Below are 18,982 nucleotides of genomic sequence, written 5' to 3'. Positions count from 1 at the left end.
CGACGCCACGAGCGTCCGCTCGCTTCATTCCTGATCCTGAGAGAAAAATCATGACCTTGCCCATCGGCGCGCCGCGCGAATGGAACGGACAATTCGAGGAAGCGCTGTTTCTTGAGGTGGCGCGACGCCATCGTCCGGACTTCCCCGACAAGCTGGCGACCTCGCCGCGCGAGCCGCGCGACGGCGACGAGCTGGCCGCCGTCGCCGACTACTACACGAAGATGGCATCGCACGACCTGTTCATCGTGCAGGTCGTCGCGAAGGCGATCGACACGCTGTTCCGCGACGATCCGCATTTCCAGTTGATCCTGTCGCGCCAGTTGGGCGACGACGGCGCGCACGCGGTGATCGGCCGCGAACGCGTGACCGCGCTCACCGGGCGCGATCCGCTGCCGGAAGTCGACCGGCTGGTCGCCGCGCACTGGGCACGCATCGGCGACATCGCGGTGCGCGACGTCGCGGGCTTTCTCGCGTTCGAATGGCATTACGAGCTGCACATCCTCGCGAAGCTGTGGATCCAGCGCAAGACCGGCCGCATCGGCGACAGTGCGATGCGCGAGCACGGCGAGAACCGGATCCGGCCGGACGAGGAGTGGCACCGCGTGCAGATCGTCCAGTGGTGGTTCGACACGCTGCAGGCGCTGCCCGTCGCCGAGCGCGACGCACTGATCGATCGCGTGATCGCGGCCGACGAGGAAACCCAGGCGCGGCTCGACGGCTATTTGCACGACGAGTACGCGCATACCGCACTGGTGTTCGGCGCGGATATCGCCGAATATCGTGCGATCTACGACGACTGGCGGCGCGAGATCCTGTCGCGGCTGACCGGCCGCCAGCTCGGCGCGCTCGTCCCGCTGTCGGGCGAAACCGTTGAACAGGAAGCTGTCGCATGAACGATCCCCGCGGCCCGGCGACGCTGGCGCCGGATACCGATGCACCGGCCGTCGACCGCGCTGCGCTGGCGCGCGCGATCGACGCGTTGCGCGTGAGCGCCGCCGAGCGCGACCGCGCGGGCGGTCACGCCGCCCTGGAAAAGCAGTGGCTCGCCGACGCGGGTTTGCTGACGCTCGCGGTTCCGCGTGCGTTCGGCGGCCAGGAGGCGGCGTGGCCCGCGATCTACGACGTGATCCGGCAGGTCGCGCGGGTCGACAGCGCGCTCGCGCATCTCGTCGGGTTCCAGTGCCTGCAGGTGGTGAGCGTCGACGTGTGGGGCAACGCCGCGCAGCGCGAGCGCTACCTGCGCGGCACGGTCGACGGACGCTGGTGGTGGGGTAACGCGGTCAATCCGCTCGACACGCGGCTCGTGGCCACGGCCACGCCCGACGGCGGCTACCGGCTCGACGGCGTGAAGGGCTTCTGTTCCGGCACGCGCGGCTCGCAGCGGATGACGGTATCCGCGCACGATCCGGCCATCGGCCGCACCGTGTTCGGCGTGGTGCCGACCGATCGGGCCGGGATCACCGTGAACGACGACTGGGATCCGGTCGGCCAGCGCCAGACCGACAGCGGCAGCGTGCGCTTCGACGGCGTGACGCTCGCGGCCGACGAGGTGCTGCATCGGTCGGAAGCGCCGCCGACGCCGCGCGCGACGCTGCGCACGCTCGTGTCGCAGCTCGTGCTGACGAACCTGTTCGTCGGTCTCGCGGAGGGTGCGCTGGGCGAGGCGCGCGACTACGTGCGGCAGCATGGCCGCCCGTGGATTCACTCGGACGTCGAGCGGGCCGAGGACGATCCGTACACGCTGCAGCGCCTCGGCGACATGCGCGTGCGTGCGGTCGCCGCGGCGGCGCTGGCCGATCGCGCGGCCCACGCGTTGCAGCACGCGTGGGCGCGGCAGGATGCGCTGACGGCCGACGAACGCGCCGAAGTCGCACTCGCGGTGTCGGAAGCGAAGATCGTCGCGCAGCGCGCGGCGCTCGACAACGGCGAGGCGCTGTTCGATGCATGCGGCGCGCGCGCGACGGCCGCGTCGCTCGGCCTCGACCGCTTCTGGCGGAACGCCCGCACGCATACGCTCCATGATCCGCTCGACTACCGGCTGCGCGACGTGGGCCGGTTCGCGCTGACCGACGCATTGCCGCCGGCGTCGCTCTATACGTAATACGCAGCGGGGCGCTGCCGGCACGGCCCCGCGTACCGCGGCCTTCGTGCCGCCCTCGCTGTCGCCGCATCGATGAGCCGGGCTGCTGGACGCCTGGAATGATATGTTATATCGTAGCGATACAATATATCATTTCATCCTCAACGTCCTGTTCCGGAATCGCCCGATGAGCCCCGCCCTTCACCCGTCCACGCGGCTTCCCGTGACCGTCCTGTCCGGCTTTCTCGGCGCCGGCAAGACGACGCTGCTCAACCACATCCTCAACAATCGCGAGGGCCGGCGCGTCGCGGTCATCGTCAACGACATGTCGGAGGTCAACATCGACGCCGCGCTCGTGCGCGACGGCGGCGCGGGGCTGTCGCGCACCGACGAGAAGCTGGTCGAGATGAGCAACGGCTGCATTTGCTGCACGCTGCGCGAGGATCTGCTGATCGAGGTCGACCGGCTCGCGCGCGAAGGGCGCTTCGATCAGCTCGTGATCGAATCGACCGGCATCTCGGAGCCGCTGCCGGTGGCCGAGACGTTCACGTTCGAAGGCGAGGACGGCCGCAGCCTCGGCGAAGTCGCGCGGCTCGACACGATGGTGACGGTGGTCGACGCGTTCAATTTCCTGCGCGATTACGCGTCGCGCGACAGCCTGCAAGCGCGCGGCGAATCGATGGGCGACGAGGACGCGCGCACGGTCGTCGATCTGCTGATCGACCAGATCGAGTTCTGCGACGTGCTCGTGATCAACAAGATCGACCTGATCGACGGCAGCGCACGCGAGCGGCTGGTCGCGCTGCTGCGCGGGCTGAACCCGCGTGCGCGGATCGAGATCGCCGAATTCGGCAAGGTGCCGCTCGAACGTGTGCTCGACACCGGCCTGTTCGACTTCGACGCGGCGTCGCGCGCGCCGGGCTGGCTGCAGGAACTGCGCGGCACGCACACGCCGGAGACCGACGAGTACGGGATCCGCAGTTTCGTCTATCGCGCGCGGCGGCCGTTCCATCCGCAGCGCTTCTTCGATCTCGTCGAGAGCGAATGGCCGGGCGTCGTCCGCTCGAAGGGGTTCTTCTGGCTGGCCACGCATCCGGCCGTCGCCGGTTCGTGGTCGCAGGCGGGCGCGGTCGCGCGGCACGGGCCGGCCGGCCACTGGTGGGCGGCCGTGCCGCCCGAGCGTTGGCCGCAGGACCCGGAAGCCGTCGCGCAGATCCGCGCGCGCTGGGACGAGCATGTCGGCGACGCCCGGCAGGAACTCGTGCTGATCGGCATGGACATGGACGAGCCGGCGTTGCGCGCGCGCTTCGACGCGTGTCTGCTGACCGACGCCGAGATGGCGACCGGCCCCGAACACTGGACCACGTGGAACAACCCGTTTCGCGACTGGCCCTGACCTGAACGCGCGCTTCCTGCATCGATCCGGATGGAGAAGGCGCTCCACCGGATGTCAAGCATGAACGCAGCGCTTCCCGATATTTCCCTGACCGATGCCGCGCCGGGGCACCGCCCGCTGGAATGGGTCGGCATGCAGGGCATCGACCTGCCCGTCGTCGTGGCGGAGCCCGGCTGCCGGCGCGACGTGCATGCGCGTGCCGACGTGCAGGTCGATCTGCCTGCGCCGCAGGTGAAAGGCATTCACATGTCGCGGCTGTACTGGCTGCTCGACTGGCTGGCCGACGGCGAAGCGCTGTCGCCGGCCGGCCTGCAGCGCGTGCTGCGCGCGATGGTCGACAGCCACCGCGACTGCGATACGCGCAGCGCACGCGTGCGGCTGCACTTCGACCTGCTGGCCCGCCGCACGGCGCTCGTGACCGACGGGCTGAGCGGCTGGAAGGCCTATCCGGTGCGGGTCGACGCGACGCTGGCCGGCGACGCATTCGCGTTGCGCGCGCAGGTGACGGTCGTCTATTCGTCGACGTGCCCGTGTTCGGCCGCGCTGTCGCGGCACTGGATCGAACAGGCGTTCCTGACGGCGTTCGGCCGCGAGGATCGCGTGGACCCGGCAGCGGTCGCCGCATGGCTGAAACAGCATGCGACGGCCGCCACGCCGCACAGCCAGCGCAGCGAAGCCGTCGTCAGCGTGGCGCTGCCCGCCGATGGCGCGACGCTGGGGCTGATCGGCCTGATCGATCGCGTCGAGCAGGCGCTCGGCACGCCGGTGCAGACGGCCGTCAAGCGTGCGGACGAGCAGGCGTTCGCGGTGCTGAACGGCGGCAACCTGATGTTCGTCGAGGATGCCGCGCGCCGCGTGCAGGCCGCGCTGGAAGGCCATCATGCGGGCCCGCGCGTGCGCGTGCGCCATCTCGAAAGCCTGCATCCGCACGATGCGGTGGCATGGGCCGCTCCGCTGCGCGAGGGGGCCGACGCATGCTGATCCGCAAGCTGTTCCGCTTCGAGAATGCGCACGTCGTGCGCGGCTGCAGCACGCGGCGCTGCTCGCATTCGATCCATGGTCATTCGTACCGTGTCGAGTTGCTGCTCGAAGCGCATGCGCTGGACCACGGGCAGATGATCTACGACTTCGGGCTGCTCAAGGGCGACGTGCGCGACCTGATCGACGCGTTCGACCATGCGGTGACGCTGTGGTCGGACGACGATCCGCGCTATGTCGAAAGCATGCGCCGGCATTCGGAGCGCTGGGTGCTGCTGCCGGTGTCGCCGAGCGCCGAGCAGTTCTCGCGCGTGCTGTTCCGGCTCGTCGATGCCGCGCTGTCGGGCACGCCGATGTCGAACGGCGAAGCCGACGTGCGACTGCATTCGGTGATCGTTCACGAGACCGAGACCGGCTACGCGCAGTGCTTCCGCGACGACGCATTCAACCCGCGCATGGGCCGCATCGATCTCGACGCGATCGTGTTCGCGCCGGCCATCGTCGCGCAGTGGCGCGATCCGGGCCTGTTCGAGCGGCTCAAGCGCAGTCATGTCCTTTCAAGGCAGGAATCCTGATGATCCGAAAGAACCCGCGCGGCGATCTGCCGACGATTCATCCGAACGCGTTCGTCGACCCGACCGCCATCCTGTGCGGGCACGTGATCGTCGAGGAGAACGTGTTCATCGGCCCGTACGCGGTGATCCGTGCCGACGAAACGGATGCCGACGGCCAGATCGCGCCGATCGTGATCGGCGCGCATTCGAACATCCAGGACGGCGTCGTGATCCACTCGAAATCGGGTGCGAGCGTGACGATCGGCCGGCACACGTCGATCGCGCATCGCGCGATCGTCCACGGGCCGTGCAAGGTCGGCGACGGCGTGTTCGTCGGCTTCAACAGCGTGCTGTTCAACTGCACGATCGACGACGGCTGCGTGGTGCGCTACAACGCGGTCGTCGACGGCTGCCACCTGCCGCCGGGCTTCTACGTGCGCTCGACCGAACGCATCGGGCCGGAAACCGACCTCGCCGCGTTGCCGCAGGTGACGGCCGACGCGAGCGATTTCTCCGAGGACGTCGCGCGCACGAACAATGCGCTGGTGCTCGGTTACAAGCACATCCAGAACGAGTTCTGACGCATGGACGCGCGGCTGCGACAGGAAGCGGGCGACCGATCGAAGCTGCGGCACGCCGATCTGCTGGTGCACGGCGGCACGGTGATGACGCCCGGCGGCGCCGAGCGGATCGACGTCGCGTGCGCGGATGGCCGCGTCGTCGCGCTGGGCGCGCTGCACGGCGCGTGGAGCGCCGACGTGCTGCTCGATGCGCGCGGCTTGCACGTGTTGCCGGGCGTGGTCGACAGCCAGGTGCATTTCCGCGAACCGGGGCTCACGCACAAGGAGACCCTCGAGGCCGGCATGCGCGGCGCGGTGCTCGGCGGCGTCACGACGATCTTCGAGATGCCCAATACGCATCCGCTGACGCTGGACGAGCAGGATCTGGGCGCCAAGCTCGATCTCGCGCGCGGCCGTGCGTGGTGCAACTACGCGTTCTACATCGGCGGCTCGGCCGTGAATGCCGAACGGCTGCCGGTGCTCGAACGGTTGCCCGGCTGCGCGGGGGTGAAGGTCTTCATGGGCAGTTCGTTCGGCGATCTGCTGGCCGACGACGAAACCGTGTTGCGCCGGATCCTGCGCAACGGCCGGCGGCGCATGGCCGTGCATGCGGAGGACGAGGCGCGGCTGCGCGAGCGCAAGGCGATCGCGGAAGCGAGCGGCGACGTGCGCGACCATCCGCGCTGGCGCGACGCGGAAAGCGCGCTGGCCGCGACGCGGCGCATCGTCGGGCTGGCCGCGCAAGCGGGCCGCCGGCTGCATGTGCTGCACGTGTCCACGGCGGATGAAATGGCGTTGCTCGCGCGGCACCGGCGGCGCGTGACGGTCGAAGTCACGCCGCATCACCTGAGCCTGCATGCACCGGATTGCTACGAGCGGCTCGGCACGTTCGCGCAGATGAATCCGCCCGTGCGCGAACGGCATCATCGGGATGCGCTGTGGCAGGCGGTTCGCGACGGCGTGGTCGACGTGATCGGCAGCGATCACGCGCCGCATACGCGCGACGAAAAGCGCCGCCCGTATCCGCAGTCGCCGAGCGGGATGACCGGCGTGCAGACGCTGCTGCCGTTGATGCTCGATCACGTGCAGGCCGGCCGCCTGAGCCTCGAACGGCTGGTCGACCTGACGAGTGCCGGGCCGGCGCGCGTTTTCGGCATCGAGGGGAAGGGGCGCATCGCGGCCGGCTACGACGCGGATTTCAGCATCGTCGACCTGCGCGCGCGGCGGATCATTCGCGACGCATGGATCGCGAGCGTGAGCGGGTGGACGCCGTACGACGGCTGTGCGGTCACGGGGTGGCCCGTGCATACGGTCGTGCGCGGGCAGGTCGTCGTGCGGGACGAGGCGCTGAACGGGCAGCCGGCGGGGGAGGCCGTGACGTTTCTCGACACCTAGATCGGCAACCGCACCGTCTGCTTGATGCGCTTCAGCGGGATTTCGGTTTCGACGTTGCGCACGCCTTCGATCTGCGTGAGCGTTTCCATCTGAAAGCGCTGATAGTCGTCGAGATCCTTCGCGATCACGCGCAGCAGATAGTCGTAGCTGCCGGCCATCAGGTGGCACTCGAGCACTTCGGGCGCCTGCTCCATCTCGCGTGCGAAGCGTTCGACCGTCGTCTTGTCCTGGCGCTCCAGCGTGACGCGCACGAATGCCGTGAAGCGCAGCTCGACGGCTGCCGGGTTCAGCAACGCAACGTAGGCGTCGATCACGCCCTGTTCCTCGAGCAGGTGAACGCGGCGCAGGCACGGCGTGGGCGACAGTCCCGCCTGTTGCGCGATGTCGGCGTTCGTCTGGTTCGAATTCTGCTGCAACGCACGCAGAATGCGTCGGTCGATTGCATCCAGTTTGATTGGCATGTTTGGCTACCCAAAACCTCAAGATTGGAGAATAACTCCAAATCAACAGCCGGAAGTAGCCGGTTTTGCAACCAATCTCCACGGGAAATTGCCGATAATCTGACGACTGCCCGGCCTCCGGAGCGCGCGATCCCCGCGCGCCGCGGCGCCGCTTTCAGGAGTTTCCCGATGCCGCACGTCGCCTGGTTGCCGTTCATGGCCACATCCCTTCTGATCATTCTGACGCCCGGCCAGGACATGGTCCTCGTGATGTCGCGCACGCTGTCCGGCGGCACGCGCGCGGGCCTCGTGACCGCCGCGGGTGTCAGCGTCGGGCTGCTCGTGCATACGATGCTCGCGACGCTCGGGCTGGGCGCCCTTCTTCAGGCCTCCGAATGGCTGTTCACGGCGCTTAAGATGGTGGGCGCGCTGTACCTGCTGTACCTCGGCATCACGCTGTTGCGCTCGACGGGCGAATTGACGCTCGCGGGCCACGGCAATGCGCCGGCATCGCGGCTGCGGACGTTCGCGCAAGGCGCGCTGTCCAATGTATCCAATCCGAAGGTCGCGCTTTTCTATCTGGCGTTCCTGCCGCAATTCGTGCCGGCCGGCGTCCCCCATCCGATGCTGTCGCTGTTCGTGCTGGGTGCGACGTTTGCCGGGCTGACGTTTCTCGTCAAGGGGCCGGTCGCGTTGTTCGCCGGCCTGCTGTCGGCATCGATCCGCCGCAACCCGCGCATCCTGACGCGCATGCATCGCGTCAGCGGGGTAGTCTTGCTCGCGCTGGGCGTGAAGCTGGCGCTCGAACGCCGCTGAGCGCACGGCCGCGGCGCCGGCGCGCCTGCCGGCTACTCCGCCGGCAACGCGTCCGCCAGCGCCCGCATCGCCTCCGCCGTTTCCGGATTCGCCGGAAAGAACGCCTCGATCGCGAGTTCCGACAGCGTCACGTCGACCGGCGTGCCGAATACCGTCGTCGTACTGAAGAACGTCAGCTCGCCGCTCGCCGTGCGCAGCCGCAGCGGCACGGCGATTTCCGCGAAATCGGTGCGCGTGTGCGAATCGTCGGGCTGCCCGGCCGGCGCCGGATACGCGGCGAGCTCGTCGCGCAGCGCATGCAGCGTGCGGTCGCCGCTCGCATCGATCTGCCGCTGCAGCCGGTGCAGGATGTGCGCGCGCCATTCGTGCCAGTTGGCGATCTGCGACGCGAGGCCGTCCGGATGCAGGCTCAGTCGCAGCACGTTGACGGGTGGTTGCAGCAGCGCCGGATCGGCCTGCGCGACCAGCGCGCCGAGCATCCGGTTCGCGGCGAGCAGCGTCCAGTGGCGGTCCACCGCGAGCGCCGGATAAGGCTCGTGCCCGCGCAGCACGGCTTCGACCGCATGACGCGCGGCATCCAGTTGCGGGTCCGAAAACGGCCGTTCGCGAAACAGCGGCGCGAAGCCGGCCGCGACGAGCAGCGCGTTGCGTTCGCGCAGCGGCACGTCGAGGCGCTCGGCGAGATGCAGCACCATCTCGCGGCTCGGCTGCGCGCGGCCCGATTCGACGAAGCTCAGGTGGCGCGCGGAGACTTCCGCATCGAGCGCGAGCGCCATCTGGCTCAGGCGCCGGCGTTGCCGCCACGTGCGCAGCAGCGGGCCGATGCCGGACGCGCGGCCGGCGGACGGGGAGGGCGAATGGAGCGTGGCGGTCGAGTTCATGGAGCGAATGATAGGCAATCTCGCGCCGCTTCGGCATTACCTGCGAGGTAAGCGCCGCGTGCCGCCGCGGTCGCGCGCAGTCGCTGCGTTACCATAGCCCCCGTGCCACCTGAGAGGCGGCGCCGGACCCGCGACCACAACGCATGGGCCGGACGCCGCGCATATCGACAACAAGGCATTCCAGGGGAATCCAACAATGAAAAAACTTGCCGTCCGGCTCGCCTGCGTGGCGACGCTCGCACTCGCCGCGACCAGCGGCCACGCGCAGACCGAAGCCGCGCAGGTGGAAATGAGGGCCGCCGCCGCGGCCGCCAACGAAGCGGTCGTGAAAGGCCCGACCGACATCGACGTGAAACACGAAGCCGTGCTGAAGCTGAAGGCCGGCGAATCGTTCGTGCCGGCCGCCGAAGCCGGCCGCTACCTGCGCTCGATGGGCAACGCGATCGACGAAGCGAAACTGGTCGGCCTCGTGCTGCCCGACGATCCGGACGCCGACTGGATCTCGGTCGTGTCGTTCGAGCCGAGCGGCTACATCCGCGACGACGACGCGAAGGACTGGAAGCCCGACGAACTGCTGAAAAGCCTGCAGGCCGGCACCGAGGAAAACAACCCGGCGCGCAAGGCGCGCGGCCTGCCCGAAACCGAGGTGGTCGGCTGGGCGAAGGCGCCCGCGTACGACGCGGCCACGCACCGGCTCGTGTGGTCGGCGATCATCCGCGACAAGGGCGCGGCGCCGAATGCCGCGAACGACGGCGTGAACTACCGGACGCTCGTGCTCGGCCGCGACGGCTACCTGTCGCTGACGATGGCGTCGACGCTCGCCGACCTGCCGAAGTACAAGGCGTCGGCCGACGAACTGCTGTCGAACATCCGTTTCAACGACGGCAAGCGCTATGCCGACTTCAACCAGTCGACCGACCACGTCGCCGAGTACGGGCTCGCGGCGCTGATCGTCGGCGTCGGCGCGAAGAAGCTCGGCCTGCTCGCGCTGATCGGCGCATTCGCGGTGAAGTTCTTCAAGATCGGCGCGGTCGCGCTGCTGGCCGGCGGCGCGGCGCTCAAGCGTTTCTTCGGGCGCAAGCCGAAGGCGGCCGCGGCCCCGGCCATCGCGGATGCATCCGACGCCGCCGCCACGGAGCGCAACGAATGACGAAGCTGTTGCTGCTGATCTTCGGCGGCCTGAAGCTCGGCAAGGTGCTCGTATCGGCGGGCACGATGCTCGCGTCGATCGCGGTCTACGCGCTGTTCTACGGCTGGCGCTTCGCGGCCGGTTTCGTCGCGTTGCTGCTGGTGCACGAAGCCGGCCACTACGTCGCCGCGCAGCGGCGCGGGCTCGACGTCGGGCTGCCGACCTTCATCCCGTTCGTCGGCGCGTGGATCCAGTTGAAGGACATGCCGCACGACGCGGAAACGGAGGCCTACGTCGGCCTCGCCGGGCCGTTCGTCGGCACCCTCGGCGCGCTGGCCTGCTACGCGGCCGCGCGCCACACCGACAGCAACCTGCTGCTCGCGCTGTCGTACACGGGTTTCTTCCTCAATCTGTTCAACATGATTCCGCTGTCGCCGTTCGACGGCGGGCGGATCACCGCGGTGCTGTCGCCGCGCATCTGGTTCGCCGGCGTGCCGGTGCTGATCGCGCTGTTCGTGTATCGGCCGAGCCCGCTGCTGATCGTGATGGCGATCCTCGCGCTGCCGCAACTGAAGCGCGCGTGGCGCTACGATCCCGACGCGCCGGAGAACCGCATGTACTACGCGACGTCGATCGAGACGAAGACGACCTACGCGCTTTGCTACGTCGGTCTGCTCGCGTTCCTCGCGTTGATGACGTCCGGCGTGCACGACATGCTGCGCGCCGTGCACGCGTCGACCTGACGTCGCTCCGATGTAAAAAAACGGCGGCCGCGCATGAAGCGGCCGCCGTTTTTCAAAGGTCGAACCTCACGCGTCGCGATGACGCAGTTCGACGCGCTTGATCTCCTTCACGATCACGAGATAGCTGAACACGGTGACGAGCGCGTTCAGTCCGACGAACACGAGCGCGCCGTTGAACGAGCCGCTCGCGCCGACGAGGTAGCCGATCGCGATCGGCGCGACGATGCCCGCCGTGTTGCCGAACATGTTGAACAGGCTGCCCGACAGGCCGATCGCTTCCTTCGGCGCGGTATCCGCGACGACGGCCCAGCCGAGCGAGCCGATCCCCTTGCCGAAGAACGACACGGCCATCAGCATGATGACCAGCGCTTCGCTGTCGACGTAGTTGCAGCCGATGATGACCATCGACAGCAGCATCCCGCCGACGATCGGGATCTTGCGCGCGAGCGTCAGCGAAACGCCGCGGCGGATCAGCGCGTCCGACAGCATCCCGCCGAGCACGCCGCCGAGGAACCCGCAGATCGCCGGCAGCGACGTCATGAAGCCGGCCTTCAGCAGCGACATCCCGCGCGCCTGCACGAGGTAGATCGGAAACCACGTGAGGAAGAAGTACGTGAGCACGTTCACGCAGTACTGGCCGACGTACACGCCGATCAGCATCCGGTTCGACAGCAGCTGGCGCACGTAGTACCAGCCCGCCACGCGGCTGCCTTCGGACGCGCCGCCGCTACCGCGCGTGGTGGACCGCACGAGGCCGCCGCCCTGCTCGATATGGTCGAGCTCCGCCCGGTTCACGGCCGGATGGTCGGCCGGGTCCTTCACGACGCGCAGCCACAGGAATGCGAGCGCGATGCCGGCCAGGCCGAGCCACAGGTACACCTGGTGCCAGCCGTACGCATGCGTGAGCCAGGCCATCAGCGGCGAGAACACCACGGCCGCGAAGTACTGCGCGGCGTTGAAGATCGCCGATGCGGTGCCGCGCTCGGCCGTCGGGAACCAGCTCGCGACGACCTTCGCGTTCGCCGGAAACGCCGGCGCCTCCGCGATGCCGACCGCGAAGCGCATCGCGAACAGCGCGGCGACCGCGAACGCGGCGCTGCCGCCGAGGCCGATCGTGCTCTGCAGCAGCGTGAACGCCGACCACAGGAAGATGCTCGCCGCATACACGCGCCGCGCGCCGAAGCGGTCGAGCAGCCAGCCGCTCGGCAGTTGCGCGAGCACGTACGCCCAGCTGAACGCCGAGAAGATGTAGCCCATCGTCACCGGATCGATGCCGAACGCCTTGCGGATCGGCGTGCCGGTAATCGACAGCGTCGCGCGGTCCGCATAGTTGAGCGTCGTGACGACGAACAGCATCGCCAGGATCCAGTAGCGCACGGCGGTCCGGCGCGCGGTGCGCGCGAGGTCGAGCGGAAGATCGTGCGGGGAGGGTTGATTGCTCACTTTTAATGTACGTCGTCGTATGACATGAGCGAAAGTTTATTGAGAATGCTCGCATCCAGAAACCTCGGGTTTTCCCTTTAAGGAGCGGTTACAGTGTGGGAAAGTCGTGAGAAGCTGGCCGGGAAAGGCTTCCGCGTGTATCGTCGGCGCCTTTGCCTGCGGACAGGATACTGCGCGGATGTCGGCAGACATCGTATCTGTTGAGCTACAATAGGCAATCCATTCCCGAACCACGGAGCACACCCATGCAACTGACAGGAGAGATGCTGATCGGCGCCGAAGCGGTGGCCGGCTCGGCCGGAACCTTGCGCGCGTTCGACCCGACGAAGGGCGCGCCGATCGACGTCCCGGCGTTCGGCGTCGCGACGCAGGCCGACGTCGACCGCGCGTGCGAACTCGCACGCGACGCGTTCGATGCGTACCGCACGCAGCCGCTCGCGGCTCGTGCGGCGTTTCTCGAAGCGATCGCCGATGAAATCGTCGCGCTCGGCGACGTGCTGATCGAGCGCGCGCACGCCGAAACGGGCCTGCCCGTCGCGCGGCTGCAGGGCGAGCGCGGCCGTACCGTCGGCCAGCTCCGGCTGTTCGCGCGTGTCGTGCGCGACGGACGTTTCCTCGCCGCGTCGATCGATCCCGCGCAGCCGGCGCGCACGCCGCTGCCGCGTTCGGACCTGCGGCTGCAGAAAGTCGCGCTCGGGCCCGTCGTCGTGTTCGGCGCGAGCAATTTCCCGCTCGCGTTCTCGGTGGCGGGCGGCGATACCGCGTCGGCGCTCGCGGCCGGCTGCCCGGTGATCGTGAAGGCGCATGAAGCGCATCTCGGCACGTCCGAGCTGGTCGGCCGCGCGATCCGCGCCGCCGTCGCGAAAACCGGCATGCCGGCCGGCGTGTTCTCGCTGCTGGTCGGCCCCGGCCGCGTGATCGGGGCGGCGCTGGTCAGTCATCCGGCGATCCAGGCCGTCGGCTTCACCGGCTCGCGGCAGGGCGGGATGGCGCTCGTGCAGCTCGCGAACGCGCGTCCGCAGCCGATTCCCGTCTATGCGGAAATGAGCAGCATCAACCCGGTCGTGCTGTTCCCGGCTGCGCTGGCCGCGCGCGGCGACGCGATCGCCGCGGGCTTCGTCGATTCGCTGACGCTCGGCGTCGGCCAGTTCTGTACCAATCCGGGCCTCGTGCTCGCGATCGACGGCCCCGATCTCGACCGCTTCGAGACGGTCGCCGCGCAGGCGCTCGCGAAGAAGCCGGCCGGCGTGATGCTCACGCGCGGCATCGCCGATGCGTACCGTCACGGTCGCGGCAAGCTGGCCGAACTGTCGGGCGTGCGCGAAATCGGCGCGGGCGAGGCGGCGCAGACCGACTGCCAGGCGGGCGGCGCGCTGTACGAAGTGGGCGCGCAGGCGTTCCTGGCCGAGCCGGCGTTCAGCCACGAAGTGTTCGGGCCGGCGTCGCTGATCGTGCGCTGTCGCGATCTCGACGAAGTCGCACGCGTGCTCGACGCGCTCGAAGGCCAGTTGACGGCCACGCTGCAGATGGATGCCGACGACAAGCCGCTCGCGCGCCGGCTGCTGCCGATCCTCGAGCGCAAGGCCGGGCGCCTGCTGGTCAACGGCTACCCGACCGGCGTCGAGGTGTGTGACGCGATGGTGCACGGCGGGCCGTTCCCCGCGACGTCGAACCCGGCCGTCACGTCGGTCGGTGCGACGGCGATCGAGCGTTTCCTGCGGCCGGTGTGCTATCAGGACTTCCCGGACGACCTGCTGCCCGAAGGGTTGCAGGAAGGCAACCCGCTCGCGATTCCGCGGCTGCGGGACGGCAAGGCGGAGTGACGGGCGGCGGCCCGGCGGCGAACGCCGGGCCGCTCGCCGGATGGGTAAAAACGGAGGCGGCCGGTGGCCGTCTCCGTTTTTTTTCAGCGCGGCTTTCCTGTTGGCACCGTTTCTCCTACAGTAGCGAAGCCTCGGACCGTCAGGTCCGCGGGCGAGCCTGAGAGACGCACAAGACCAACAAGGAACCATCCAATGAATATCAGCAAGCGTGGCGACCACCTGTTCGCGGCCGGATTGTGGAAAGCGATCGGCGACGTCGCGAAATCGGTCCGTACCCAGATCGGCGAAACCAGCGAAGGGCGCGTGCTGGCCGACGCGCTGTTCGCGCTGCAGCGCGAGCTGGGCGGCAGCGAATTCGACGTGACGATCAACCAGGGGCGGCCCGTCGTGGGCCCCGATCCGCATTCGGTGATCTTCGGCAGGGCCGTCGAGCGCTTCAAGCAAGACATGGAGGCGGTGGTGTTCGCGCTGAAGCACCGCCGCAGCATCGACGGGCCGAACGGCGCGCAGCGCGCCGACGCGCTCACGCAGGCCAACACGCATCTCGCGACGGCGAAGCAGTACGCGATGTTTACCGTCGGGCGCTTCTTCGATGCAGTCGTCGATCGCGACGTGCTGGAACAGATCGTGGGCGCCGAGTCGCCGGCGCGCGGCCGGCCGCTCGCGGCGCGCAAGGGGATCGACGAGACGCAGCGCACGCTCACCGGTGTGCGTCAGCGGATCATCGGCGCGATCGCGCAGATGTAATGCAATGGCCGCGCCGGCTCGTCGAGCCGCGCGGCCATTGCGTGAGACGGAGGCGGAGCGGGACGCCCGCGCCGCCGGCGAACCCGCTTACTGCGGGCCCATCTTCCTGATCAGCACGTCGAGTTCGGCCGCTTCGGCTTCGGTGAGATCGACGAGCGGTGCGCGCACCGGGCCCGCATCGTGGCCGACGAGCTTCGCGCCCGCCTTCACGATGCTGACCGCGTAGCCCGCGCGGCGATTGCGGATCTTCAGGTACGGCAGGAAGAACTCGTCGATCAGGCGGCCGACCGTCGCGTGGTCGTCCTTCGCGATCGCTTCGTAGAACGCCATCGCCGTCTTCGGGATGAAGTTGAACACGGCCGACGAATACACCGGCACGCCGAGCGCCTTGTACGCGGCGGCATAGACTTCGGCCGTCGGCAGGCCGCCGAGGTACGCAAAGCGATCGCCGAGGCGGCGGCGGATCGTGACCATGCTCTCGATTTCACCGACGCCGTCCTTGAAGCCGATCAGGTTCGGGCAACGGTCGGCGAGGCGCTCGAGCATGTCCGCATTCAGCTTCGAATTCGCGCGGTTGTACACCACGACGCCGATCTTCAGCGCGCGGCACACCTGCTCGACGTGGTCGGCGATCCCTTCCTGGCTCGCTTCGGTCAGGTAGTGCGGCATCAGCAGCACGCCGCTCGCGCCGAGGCGCTCGGCCTCCTGCGCATATTCGATTGCGACGCGCGTCGCGCCGCCCGCGCCGGCGAGGATCGGCACCTTGCCCTTGCAGGTTTCCGTCGCGACGCGGATCACGTCCGAATACTCGCGCTGCGTGAGCGAGAAGAATTCGCCGGTGCCGCCGGCCGCGAACAGCGCGCTCGCGCCGTACGGCGCCAGCCATTCCAGGCGCTCGGCATAGGTGCTCGGACGGAAGCTGCCGTCGACGTCGAAATCCGTCAGCGGAAACGACAGCAGGCCGTGGGAGATGATCTGTTTGAGTTCTTGCGGTGAAGTCATGGTTGGGGTCGTCCGTCTAGCGCGAGTGCTGGTTCGTCGGGAACGGCATACGAGCCGAATTGGCGATGTCGTTGTATGTCATCGTACAACGCAAGAAAGAGCGACGCAAGCGGTTTGCTGGCGGGTCAAGGGTAGGGTCTTTCCGGATAAGGGTTTACGCAGCATCGTCGAGTGAGGTTGAATGTCGTATGATGACTAACGATATCGCAGAATGCTTCCAGGAATTCCGATGACTGCTTCCCCGCTCTACATCCGCGTGCATCCGGACGACAACGTCGCGATCGTCGTCAACGACGGCGGTTTGCCCGAAGGCGCGACGTTCGCCGACGGGCTGACGCTGTGCGAAGGCGTGCCGCAAGGACACAAGGTCGCGCTCGTCGACCTCGCGGCCGGCGCCCCGGTCGTGCGCTACAACGTGGTGATCGGCTATGCGCTGACCGACCTGCGCCGCGGCAGCTGGGTCAACGAGCGCACGATGCGCATGCCTGAGCCGCCGGGCCTCGACGACCTGCCGCTCGCGACGCGTGCCGCGCCGCCGCTCGAGCCGCTCGAAGGCTATACGTTCGAGGGTTTCCGCAACGCCGACGGTTCGGTCGGCACGCGCAACATCCTCGCGATCACGACGACCGTGCAATGCGTGTCGGGCGTCGTCGAACATGCGGTGAAGCGGATCAAGGACGAACTGCTGCCGCGCTACCCGAACGTCGACGACGTGGTCGGGCTCGAACATACGTATGGCTGCGGCGTCGCGATCGATGCGCCGGACGCCGACATCCCGATCCGCACGCTGCGCAACATCAGCCTGAATCCGAATTTCGGCGGCGAAGTGATGACCGTGAGCCTCGGCTGCGAGAAGCTGCAGCCCGAGCGTCTGCTGCCGCCGGGCGCGATCCCGGTGACCGCCGACGGCGCGACCGGCAACGGCGGCGTCGTGTGCCTGCAGGATGCCGCGCACGTCGGCTTCAATTCGATGATCGACTCGATCATGAAGATGGCCGAATCGCATCTCGAGCGGCTCAACCGCCGCCGTCGCGAGACGTGTCCCGCGTCGGATCTCGTCGTCGGCGTGCAGTGCGGCGGCAGCGACGCGTTCTCGGGGCTCACCGCGAACCCGGCGGTCGGCTTCGCGGCCGACCTGCTGGTGCGTGCGGGTGCAACGATCATGTTCTCGGAAGTGACCGAAGTGCGCGACGGCGTCGCGCAGCTCACGTCGCGCGCGGCGAACGAGGACGTCGCCCGCGAGATCATTCGCGAGATGGACTGGTACGACCGCTACCTGCAGCGCGGCCGCGTCGACCGCAGCGCAAACACGACGCCGGGCAACAAGAAGGGCGGGCTGTCGAACATCGTCGAGAAAGCGATGGGGTCGATCGTGAAGTCGGGCAGCGCGCCGATCGCCGGCGTCGTGCGTCCCGGCGATCGGGCGCGGCAGAAGGGGCTGCTGTACGCGGCGACGCCCGCGAGCGATTTCATCTGCGGCACGCTGCAGCTCGCGGCGGGGATGAACCTGCACATTTTCACGACCGGCCGCGGCACGCCGTACGGCCTCGCGCAGGTGCCGGTGATCAAGGTCGCGACGCGCAGCGATCTCGCGCGCCGCTGGCACGACCTGATGGATCTCGACGCCGGGCAGATCGCGACCGGCGCGGCGACGATCGAGGACACGGGCTGGGAATTGTTCCGGCTGATGCTCGACGTCGCCAGCGGCAAGCGCCGCACGTGGGCCGAGCAATGGAAGCTCGCGAATGCGCTGACGCTGTTCAATCCGGCGCCGGTGACCTGATACGTGCGGGTGGTAGCGGCAAGACGATGCGGGCGCCTTCGGGCGCCCGTTTTCTTTTGGGGCGGCGCACGCGCGATTTCCTTACCTCGCACGTAATCGACCGTCCGCGCGCGCCCGGCGACGATAGCGGCACGCGGACCCGAAACGTCCGCGACATCGTCCACCGACACAAGGAGCCTCGCCATGAACACCGCTCAATCCGCTTCGTCCGTCCACGCCGACCTGGTCGACCGCTACTTCGACGCGTGGAACGAACCCGACGTCGCGCGCCGCCGCGCGCTGATCGACGCGACCTACGCGAGCGACGCGGCCTATCGCGATCCGCTGATGGCCGGCGACGGCCACGCGGGCATCGATACGATGATCGCCGCCGTGCAGCAACGTTTCCCCGCGCATCGCTTCCGCCGCACGACCGACGTCGACGCGTTCGGCCAGCATCTGCGGTTCTCGTGGGCGCTCGTGTCGCCCGACGGCGCGGCGATCGTGAAGGGCTCGGACTTCGGCACCGTCGACGCATCGGGCCGCCTCGCATCGGTCACGGGTTTCATCGACGAAATGCCGGCCGCGGCGTCGTGACGCGAACGGCACATGCGCAGCGGCCGCCGGGATCGGGTAACGTTATGCGATTCGTTCCTGATCCCGGAGACTAGCCGACATGCTGAAGAATCTCGACCCGCTGCTGCACGCCGACATCCTGCACACGCTGCGCGCGATGGGCCACGGTGACGAAATCGCGATCTGCGATGCGAATTTCCCGGCGGAATCCGTCGCGGAGCACACGGTGGTCGGCCGCGCGCTGCGGATCGACGGCGCCGATTCGGCGCGCGTCGTGCGCGCGGTGCTGTCCGTGCTGCCGCTCGATACGTTCGTCGACACGCCCGCATGGCGGATGGAAGTCGTCGGCGACGCGGCCGCGGTGCCGCCCGTGCAGCGAGAAGTGCAGGCCGAGATCGACCGCGCGGAAGGGCGCGCGGTGCCGCTCGCCGGCATCGACCGTTTCGCGTTCTACGAGCGCGCGCAGCAGGCGTATGCGGTGATCGTCACCGGCGAAACGCGCGGCTACGGCTGCTTCATCTTCAAGAAGGGCGTGCTGTTGAGCGACGCGGGCTAAACGCGTTTTTTCCACGCGTCGGGCCGCGGGCGTCGCCGCCGCAGTGTAAAGATTTGCTACAACCTTTTTCTTGGACACCGCGGAAAGACCCTCTATGCTGG

Annotated in this window: 19 protein-coding genes; 15 read left to right on the top strand and 4 right to left on the bottom strand. The window is 68.4% G+C overall.

Features of this window, described 5'->3' with window-relative positions; translation table 11 throughout:
- The first annotated feature begins 50 nt into the window (after positions 1–50).
- The 7 genes from KU887_RS24440 to KU887_RS24410 all read left to right on the top strand — a co-directional run bounded on the left by KU887_RS24440 (position 51) and on the right by KU887_RS24410 (position 6,963).
- Entirely contained in the window at positions 51–893 is an 843-nt protein-coding gene (locus KU887_RS24440; RefSeq protein WP_034203255.1) for a hypothetical protein, read from the top strand.
- Positions 890–2,101 carry an acyl-CoA dehydrogenase family protein gene (locus KU887_RS24435; RefSeq protein WP_062910291.1) on the top strand — a complete coding sequence of 404 codons (1,212 nt, stop codon included), beginning with the start codon at positions 890–892 and terminating at the stop codon, positions 2,099–2,101. The genes KU887_RS24440 and KU887_RS24435 overlap by 4 nt, the downstream gene beginning before the upstream one ends.
- Before the next feature lie 166 nt (positions 2,102–2,267).
- Positions 2,268–3,476: a zinc metallochaperone GTPase ZigA gene (gene zigA / locus KU887_RS24430; RefSeq protein WP_171984089.1), complete on the top strand. Its 1,209-nt coding sequence runs from the start codon at positions 2,268–2,270 to the stop codon at positions 3,474–3,476.
- A gap of 60 nt (positions 3,477–3,536) precedes the next feature.
- Complete coding sequence (gene folE2, locus KU887_RS24425) at positions 3,537–4,457, top strand: GTP cyclohydrolase FolE2 (RefSeq protein WP_006491344.1); 921 nt, start codon at positions 3,537–3,539, stop codon at positions 4,455–4,457.
- Positions 4,451–5,029, top strand: coding sequence for a 6-carboxytetrahydropterin synthase (locus KU887_RS24420; protein WP_006491331.1), 579 nt, complete (start codon positions 4,451–4,453; stop codon positions 5,027–5,029). The genes folE2 and KU887_RS24420 overlap by 7 nt, the downstream gene beginning before the upstream one ends.
- The gene (locus KU887_RS24415) at positions 5,029–5,589 is read left to right on the top strand and encodes a carbonate dehydratase (RefSeq protein WP_006491343.1); all 561 of its coding nucleotides are present in this window, start codon (positions 5,029–5,031) and stop codon (positions 5,587–5,589) included. Before KU887_RS24420 ends, KU887_RS24415 begins: the two co-directional genes overlap by 1 nt.
- Before the next feature lie 3 nt (positions 5,590–5,592).
- Positions 5,593–6,963, top strand: a complete 1,371-nt coding sequence (locus tag KU887_RS24410) for a dihydroorotase (RefSeq protein WP_006491330.1) — start codon at positions 5,593–5,595, stop codon at positions 6,961–6,963.
- Here KU887_RS24410 and KU887_RS24405 read toward each other — a convergent pair.
- Positions 6,960–7,424 (bottom strand): Lrp/AsnC family transcriptional regulator, encoded by a 465-nt coding sequence (locus tag KU887_RS24405; protein ID WP_006494255.1) that lies wholly within the window; start codon positions 7,422–7,424, stop codon positions 6,960–6,962. The genes KU887_RS24410 and KU887_RS24405 overlap by 4 nt on opposite strands.
- Before the next feature lie 168 nt (positions 7,425–7,592).
- On the opposite strand from KU887_RS24405, the gene KU887_RS24400 reads away from it, so the two are divergent.
- Positions 7,593–8,219, top strand: coding sequence for a LysE family translocator (locus KU887_RS24400; RefSeq protein ID WP_034203259.1), 627 nt, complete (start codon positions 7,593–7,595; stop codon positions 8,217–8,219).
- Between the two features lie 32 nt (positions 8,220–8,251).
- Here the strand turns inward: KU887_RS24400 and KU887_RS24395 are convergent, their stop codons facing one another.
- Positions 8,252–9,100 carry a helix-turn-helix domain-containing protein gene (locus KU887_RS24395; protein WP_006494257.1) on the bottom strand — a complete coding sequence of 283 codons (849 nt, stop codon included), beginning with the start codon at positions 9,098–9,100 and terminating at the stop codon, positions 8,252–8,254.
- Between the two features lie 196 nt (positions 9,101–9,296).
- Here KU887_RS24395 and KU887_RS24390 point away from each other — a divergent pair, with 196 nt between their 5' ends.
- Positions 9,297–10,250: a DUF2167 domain-containing protein gene (locus KU887_RS24390; RefSeq protein WP_006491337.1), complete on the top strand. Its 954-nt coding sequence runs from the start codon at positions 9,297–9,299 to the stop codon at positions 10,248–10,250.
- The gene (locus KU887_RS24385) at positions 10,247–10,972 is read left to right on the top strand and encodes a site-2 protease family protein (RefSeq protein ID WP_006494258.1); all 726 of its coding nucleotides are present in this window, start codon (positions 10,247–10,249) and stop codon (positions 10,970–10,972) included. The genes KU887_RS24390 and KU887_RS24385 overlap by 4 nt, the downstream gene beginning before the upstream one ends.
- Before the next feature lie 66 nt (positions 10,973–11,038).
- Here the strand turns inward: KU887_RS24385 and KU887_RS24380 are convergent, their stop codons facing one another.
- On the bottom strand, positions 11,039–12,415 hold the full coding sequence (locus KU887_RS24380) for an MFS transporter (RefSeq protein WP_124550464.1): 1,377 nt from the start codon (positions 12,413–12,415) through the stop codon (positions 11,039–11,041).
- 245 nt (positions 12,416–12,660) lie between these two features.
- On the opposite strand from KU887_RS24380, the gene KU887_RS24375 reads away from it, so the two are divergent.
- Positions 12,661–14,238 carry an aldehyde dehydrogenase (NADP(+)) gene (locus tag KU887_RS24375; protein WP_060264034.1) on the top strand — a complete coding sequence of 526 codons (1,578 nt, stop codon included), beginning with the start codon at positions 12,661–12,663 and terminating at the stop codon, positions 14,236–14,238.
- Positions 14,239–14,430: 192 nt separating this feature from the next.
- Positions 14,431–14,985 carry a hypothetical protein gene (locus KU887_RS24370; RefSeq protein ID WP_034203261.1) on the top strand — a complete coding sequence of 185 codons (555 nt, stop codon included), beginning with the start codon at positions 14,431–14,433 and terminating at the stop codon, positions 14,983–14,985.
- Positions 14,986–15,072: 87 nt separating this feature from the next.
- On the opposite strand, the gene kdgD is transcribed toward KU887_RS24370, so the two are convergent.
- The gene (kdgD, locus tag KU887_RS24365; RefSeq protein ID WP_006494262.1) at positions 15,073–15,987 is read right to left on the bottom strand and encodes a 5-dehydro-4-deoxyglucarate dehydratase; all 915 of its coding nucleotides are present in this window, start codon (positions 15,985–15,987) and stop codon (positions 15,073–15,075) included.
- 229 nt (positions 15,988–16,216) lie between these two features.
- Here kdgD and garD point away from each other — a divergent pair, with 229 nt between their 5' ends.
- From garD to KU887_RS24350, 3 genes are all read left to right on the top strand, one after another.
- Entirely contained in the window at positions 16,217–17,770 is a 1,554-nt protein-coding gene (gene garD / locus KU887_RS24360) for a galactarate dehydratase (RefSeq protein ID WP_200064253.1), read from the top strand.
- Positions 17,771–17,953: 183 nt separating this feature from the next.
- A complete protein-coding gene (locus tag KU887_RS24355; RefSeq protein ID WP_258255673.1) occupies positions 17,954–18,346 on the top strand; it encodes a nuclear transport factor 2 family protein in 393 nt (130 codons plus the stop codon).
- A 79-nt stretch (positions 18,347–18,425) separates the two neighbouring features.
- On the top strand, positions 18,426–18,881 hold the full coding sequence (locus KU887_RS24350) for an RbsD/FucU family protein (protein ID WP_006491332.1): 456 nt from the start codon (positions 18,426–18,428) through the stop codon (positions 18,879–18,881).
- Positions 18,882–18,982: the final 101 nt, after the last annotated feature.

This window comes from Burkholderia sp. EMB26 (genome assembly GCF_024730645.1).
In the GTDB taxonomy this organism is placed as follows: Bacteria; Pseudomonadota; Gammaproteobacteria; order Burkholderiales; family Burkholderiaceae; genus Burkholderia; species Burkholderia cenocepacia.
The sequence above is the reverse complement of the archived record's forward strand: the minus strand, read 5'-3'. Positions and strand labels throughout refer to the sequence as shown.

Bases quoted from the DNA above. Each gene is read 5' to 3' on its own strand.
- KU887_RS24440 (WP_034203255.1), top strand. From the start codon at position 51: ATGACCTTGCCCATCGGCGCGCCGCGCGAATGGAACGGACAATTCGAG.
- KU887_RS24435 (WP_062910291.1), top strand. From the start codon at position 890: ATGAACGATCCCCGCGGCCCGGCGACGCTGGCGCCGGATACCGATGCA.
- zigA (WP_171984089.1), top strand. From the start codon at position 2,268: ATGAGCCCCGCCCTTCACCCGTCCACGCGGCTTCCCGTGACCGTCCTG.
- folE2 (WP_006491344.1), top strand. From the start codon at position 3,537: ATGAACGCAGCGCTTCCCGATATTTCCCTGACCGATGCCGCGCCGGGG.
- KU887_RS24420 (WP_006491331.1), top strand. From the start codon at position 4,451: ATGCTGATCCGCAAGCTGTTCCGCTTCGAGAATGCGCACGTCGTGCGC.
- KU887_RS24415 (WP_006491343.1), top strand. From the start codon at position 5,029: ATGATCCGAAAGAACCCGCGCGGCGATCTGCCGACGATTCATCCGAAC.
- KU887_RS24410 (WP_006491330.1), top strand. From the start codon at position 5,593: ATGGACGCGCGGCTGCGACAGGAAGCGGGCGACCGATCGAAGCTGCGG.
- KU887_RS24405 (WP_006494255.1), bottom strand. From the start codon at position 7,424: ATGCCAATCAAACTGGATGCAATCGACCGACGCATTCTGCGTGCGTTG.
- KU887_RS24400 (WP_034203259.1), top strand. From the start codon at position 7,593: ATGCCGCACGTCGCCTGGTTGCCGTTCATGGCCACATCCCTTCTGATC.
- KU887_RS24395 (WP_006494257.1), bottom strand. From the start codon at position 9,100: ATGAACTCGACCGCCACGCTCCATTCGCCCTCCCCGTCCGCCGGCCGC.
- KU887_RS24390 (WP_006491337.1), top strand. From the start codon at position 9,297: ATGAAAAAACTTGCCGTCCGGCTCGCCTGCGTGGCGACGCTCGCACTC.
- KU887_RS24385 (WP_006494258.1), top strand. From the start codon at position 10,247: ATGACGAAGCTGTTGCTGCTGATCTTCGGCGGCCTGAAGCTCGGCAAG.
- KU887_RS24375 (WP_060264034.1), top strand. From the start codon at position 12,661: ATGCAACTGACAGGAGAGATGCTGATCGGCGCCGAAGCGGTGGCCGGC.
- KU887_RS24370 (WP_034203261.1), top strand. From the start codon at position 14,431: ATGAATATCAGCAAGCGTGGCGACCACCTGTTCGCGGCCGGATTGTGG.
- kdgD (WP_006494262.1), bottom strand. From the start codon at position 15,987: ATGACTTCACCGCAAGAACTCAAACAGATCATCTCCCACGGCCTGCTG.
- garD (WP_200064253.1), top strand. From the start codon at position 16,217: ATGACTGCTTCCCCGCTCTACATCCGCGTGCATCCGGACGACAACGTC.
- KU887_RS24355 (WP_258255673.1), top strand. From the start codon at position 17,954: ATGAACACCGCTCAATCCGCTTCGTCCGTCCACGCCGACCTGGTCGAC.
- KU887_RS24350 (WP_006491332.1), top strand. From the start codon at position 18,426: ATGCTGAAGAATCTCGACCCGCTGCTGCACGCCGACATCCTGCACACG.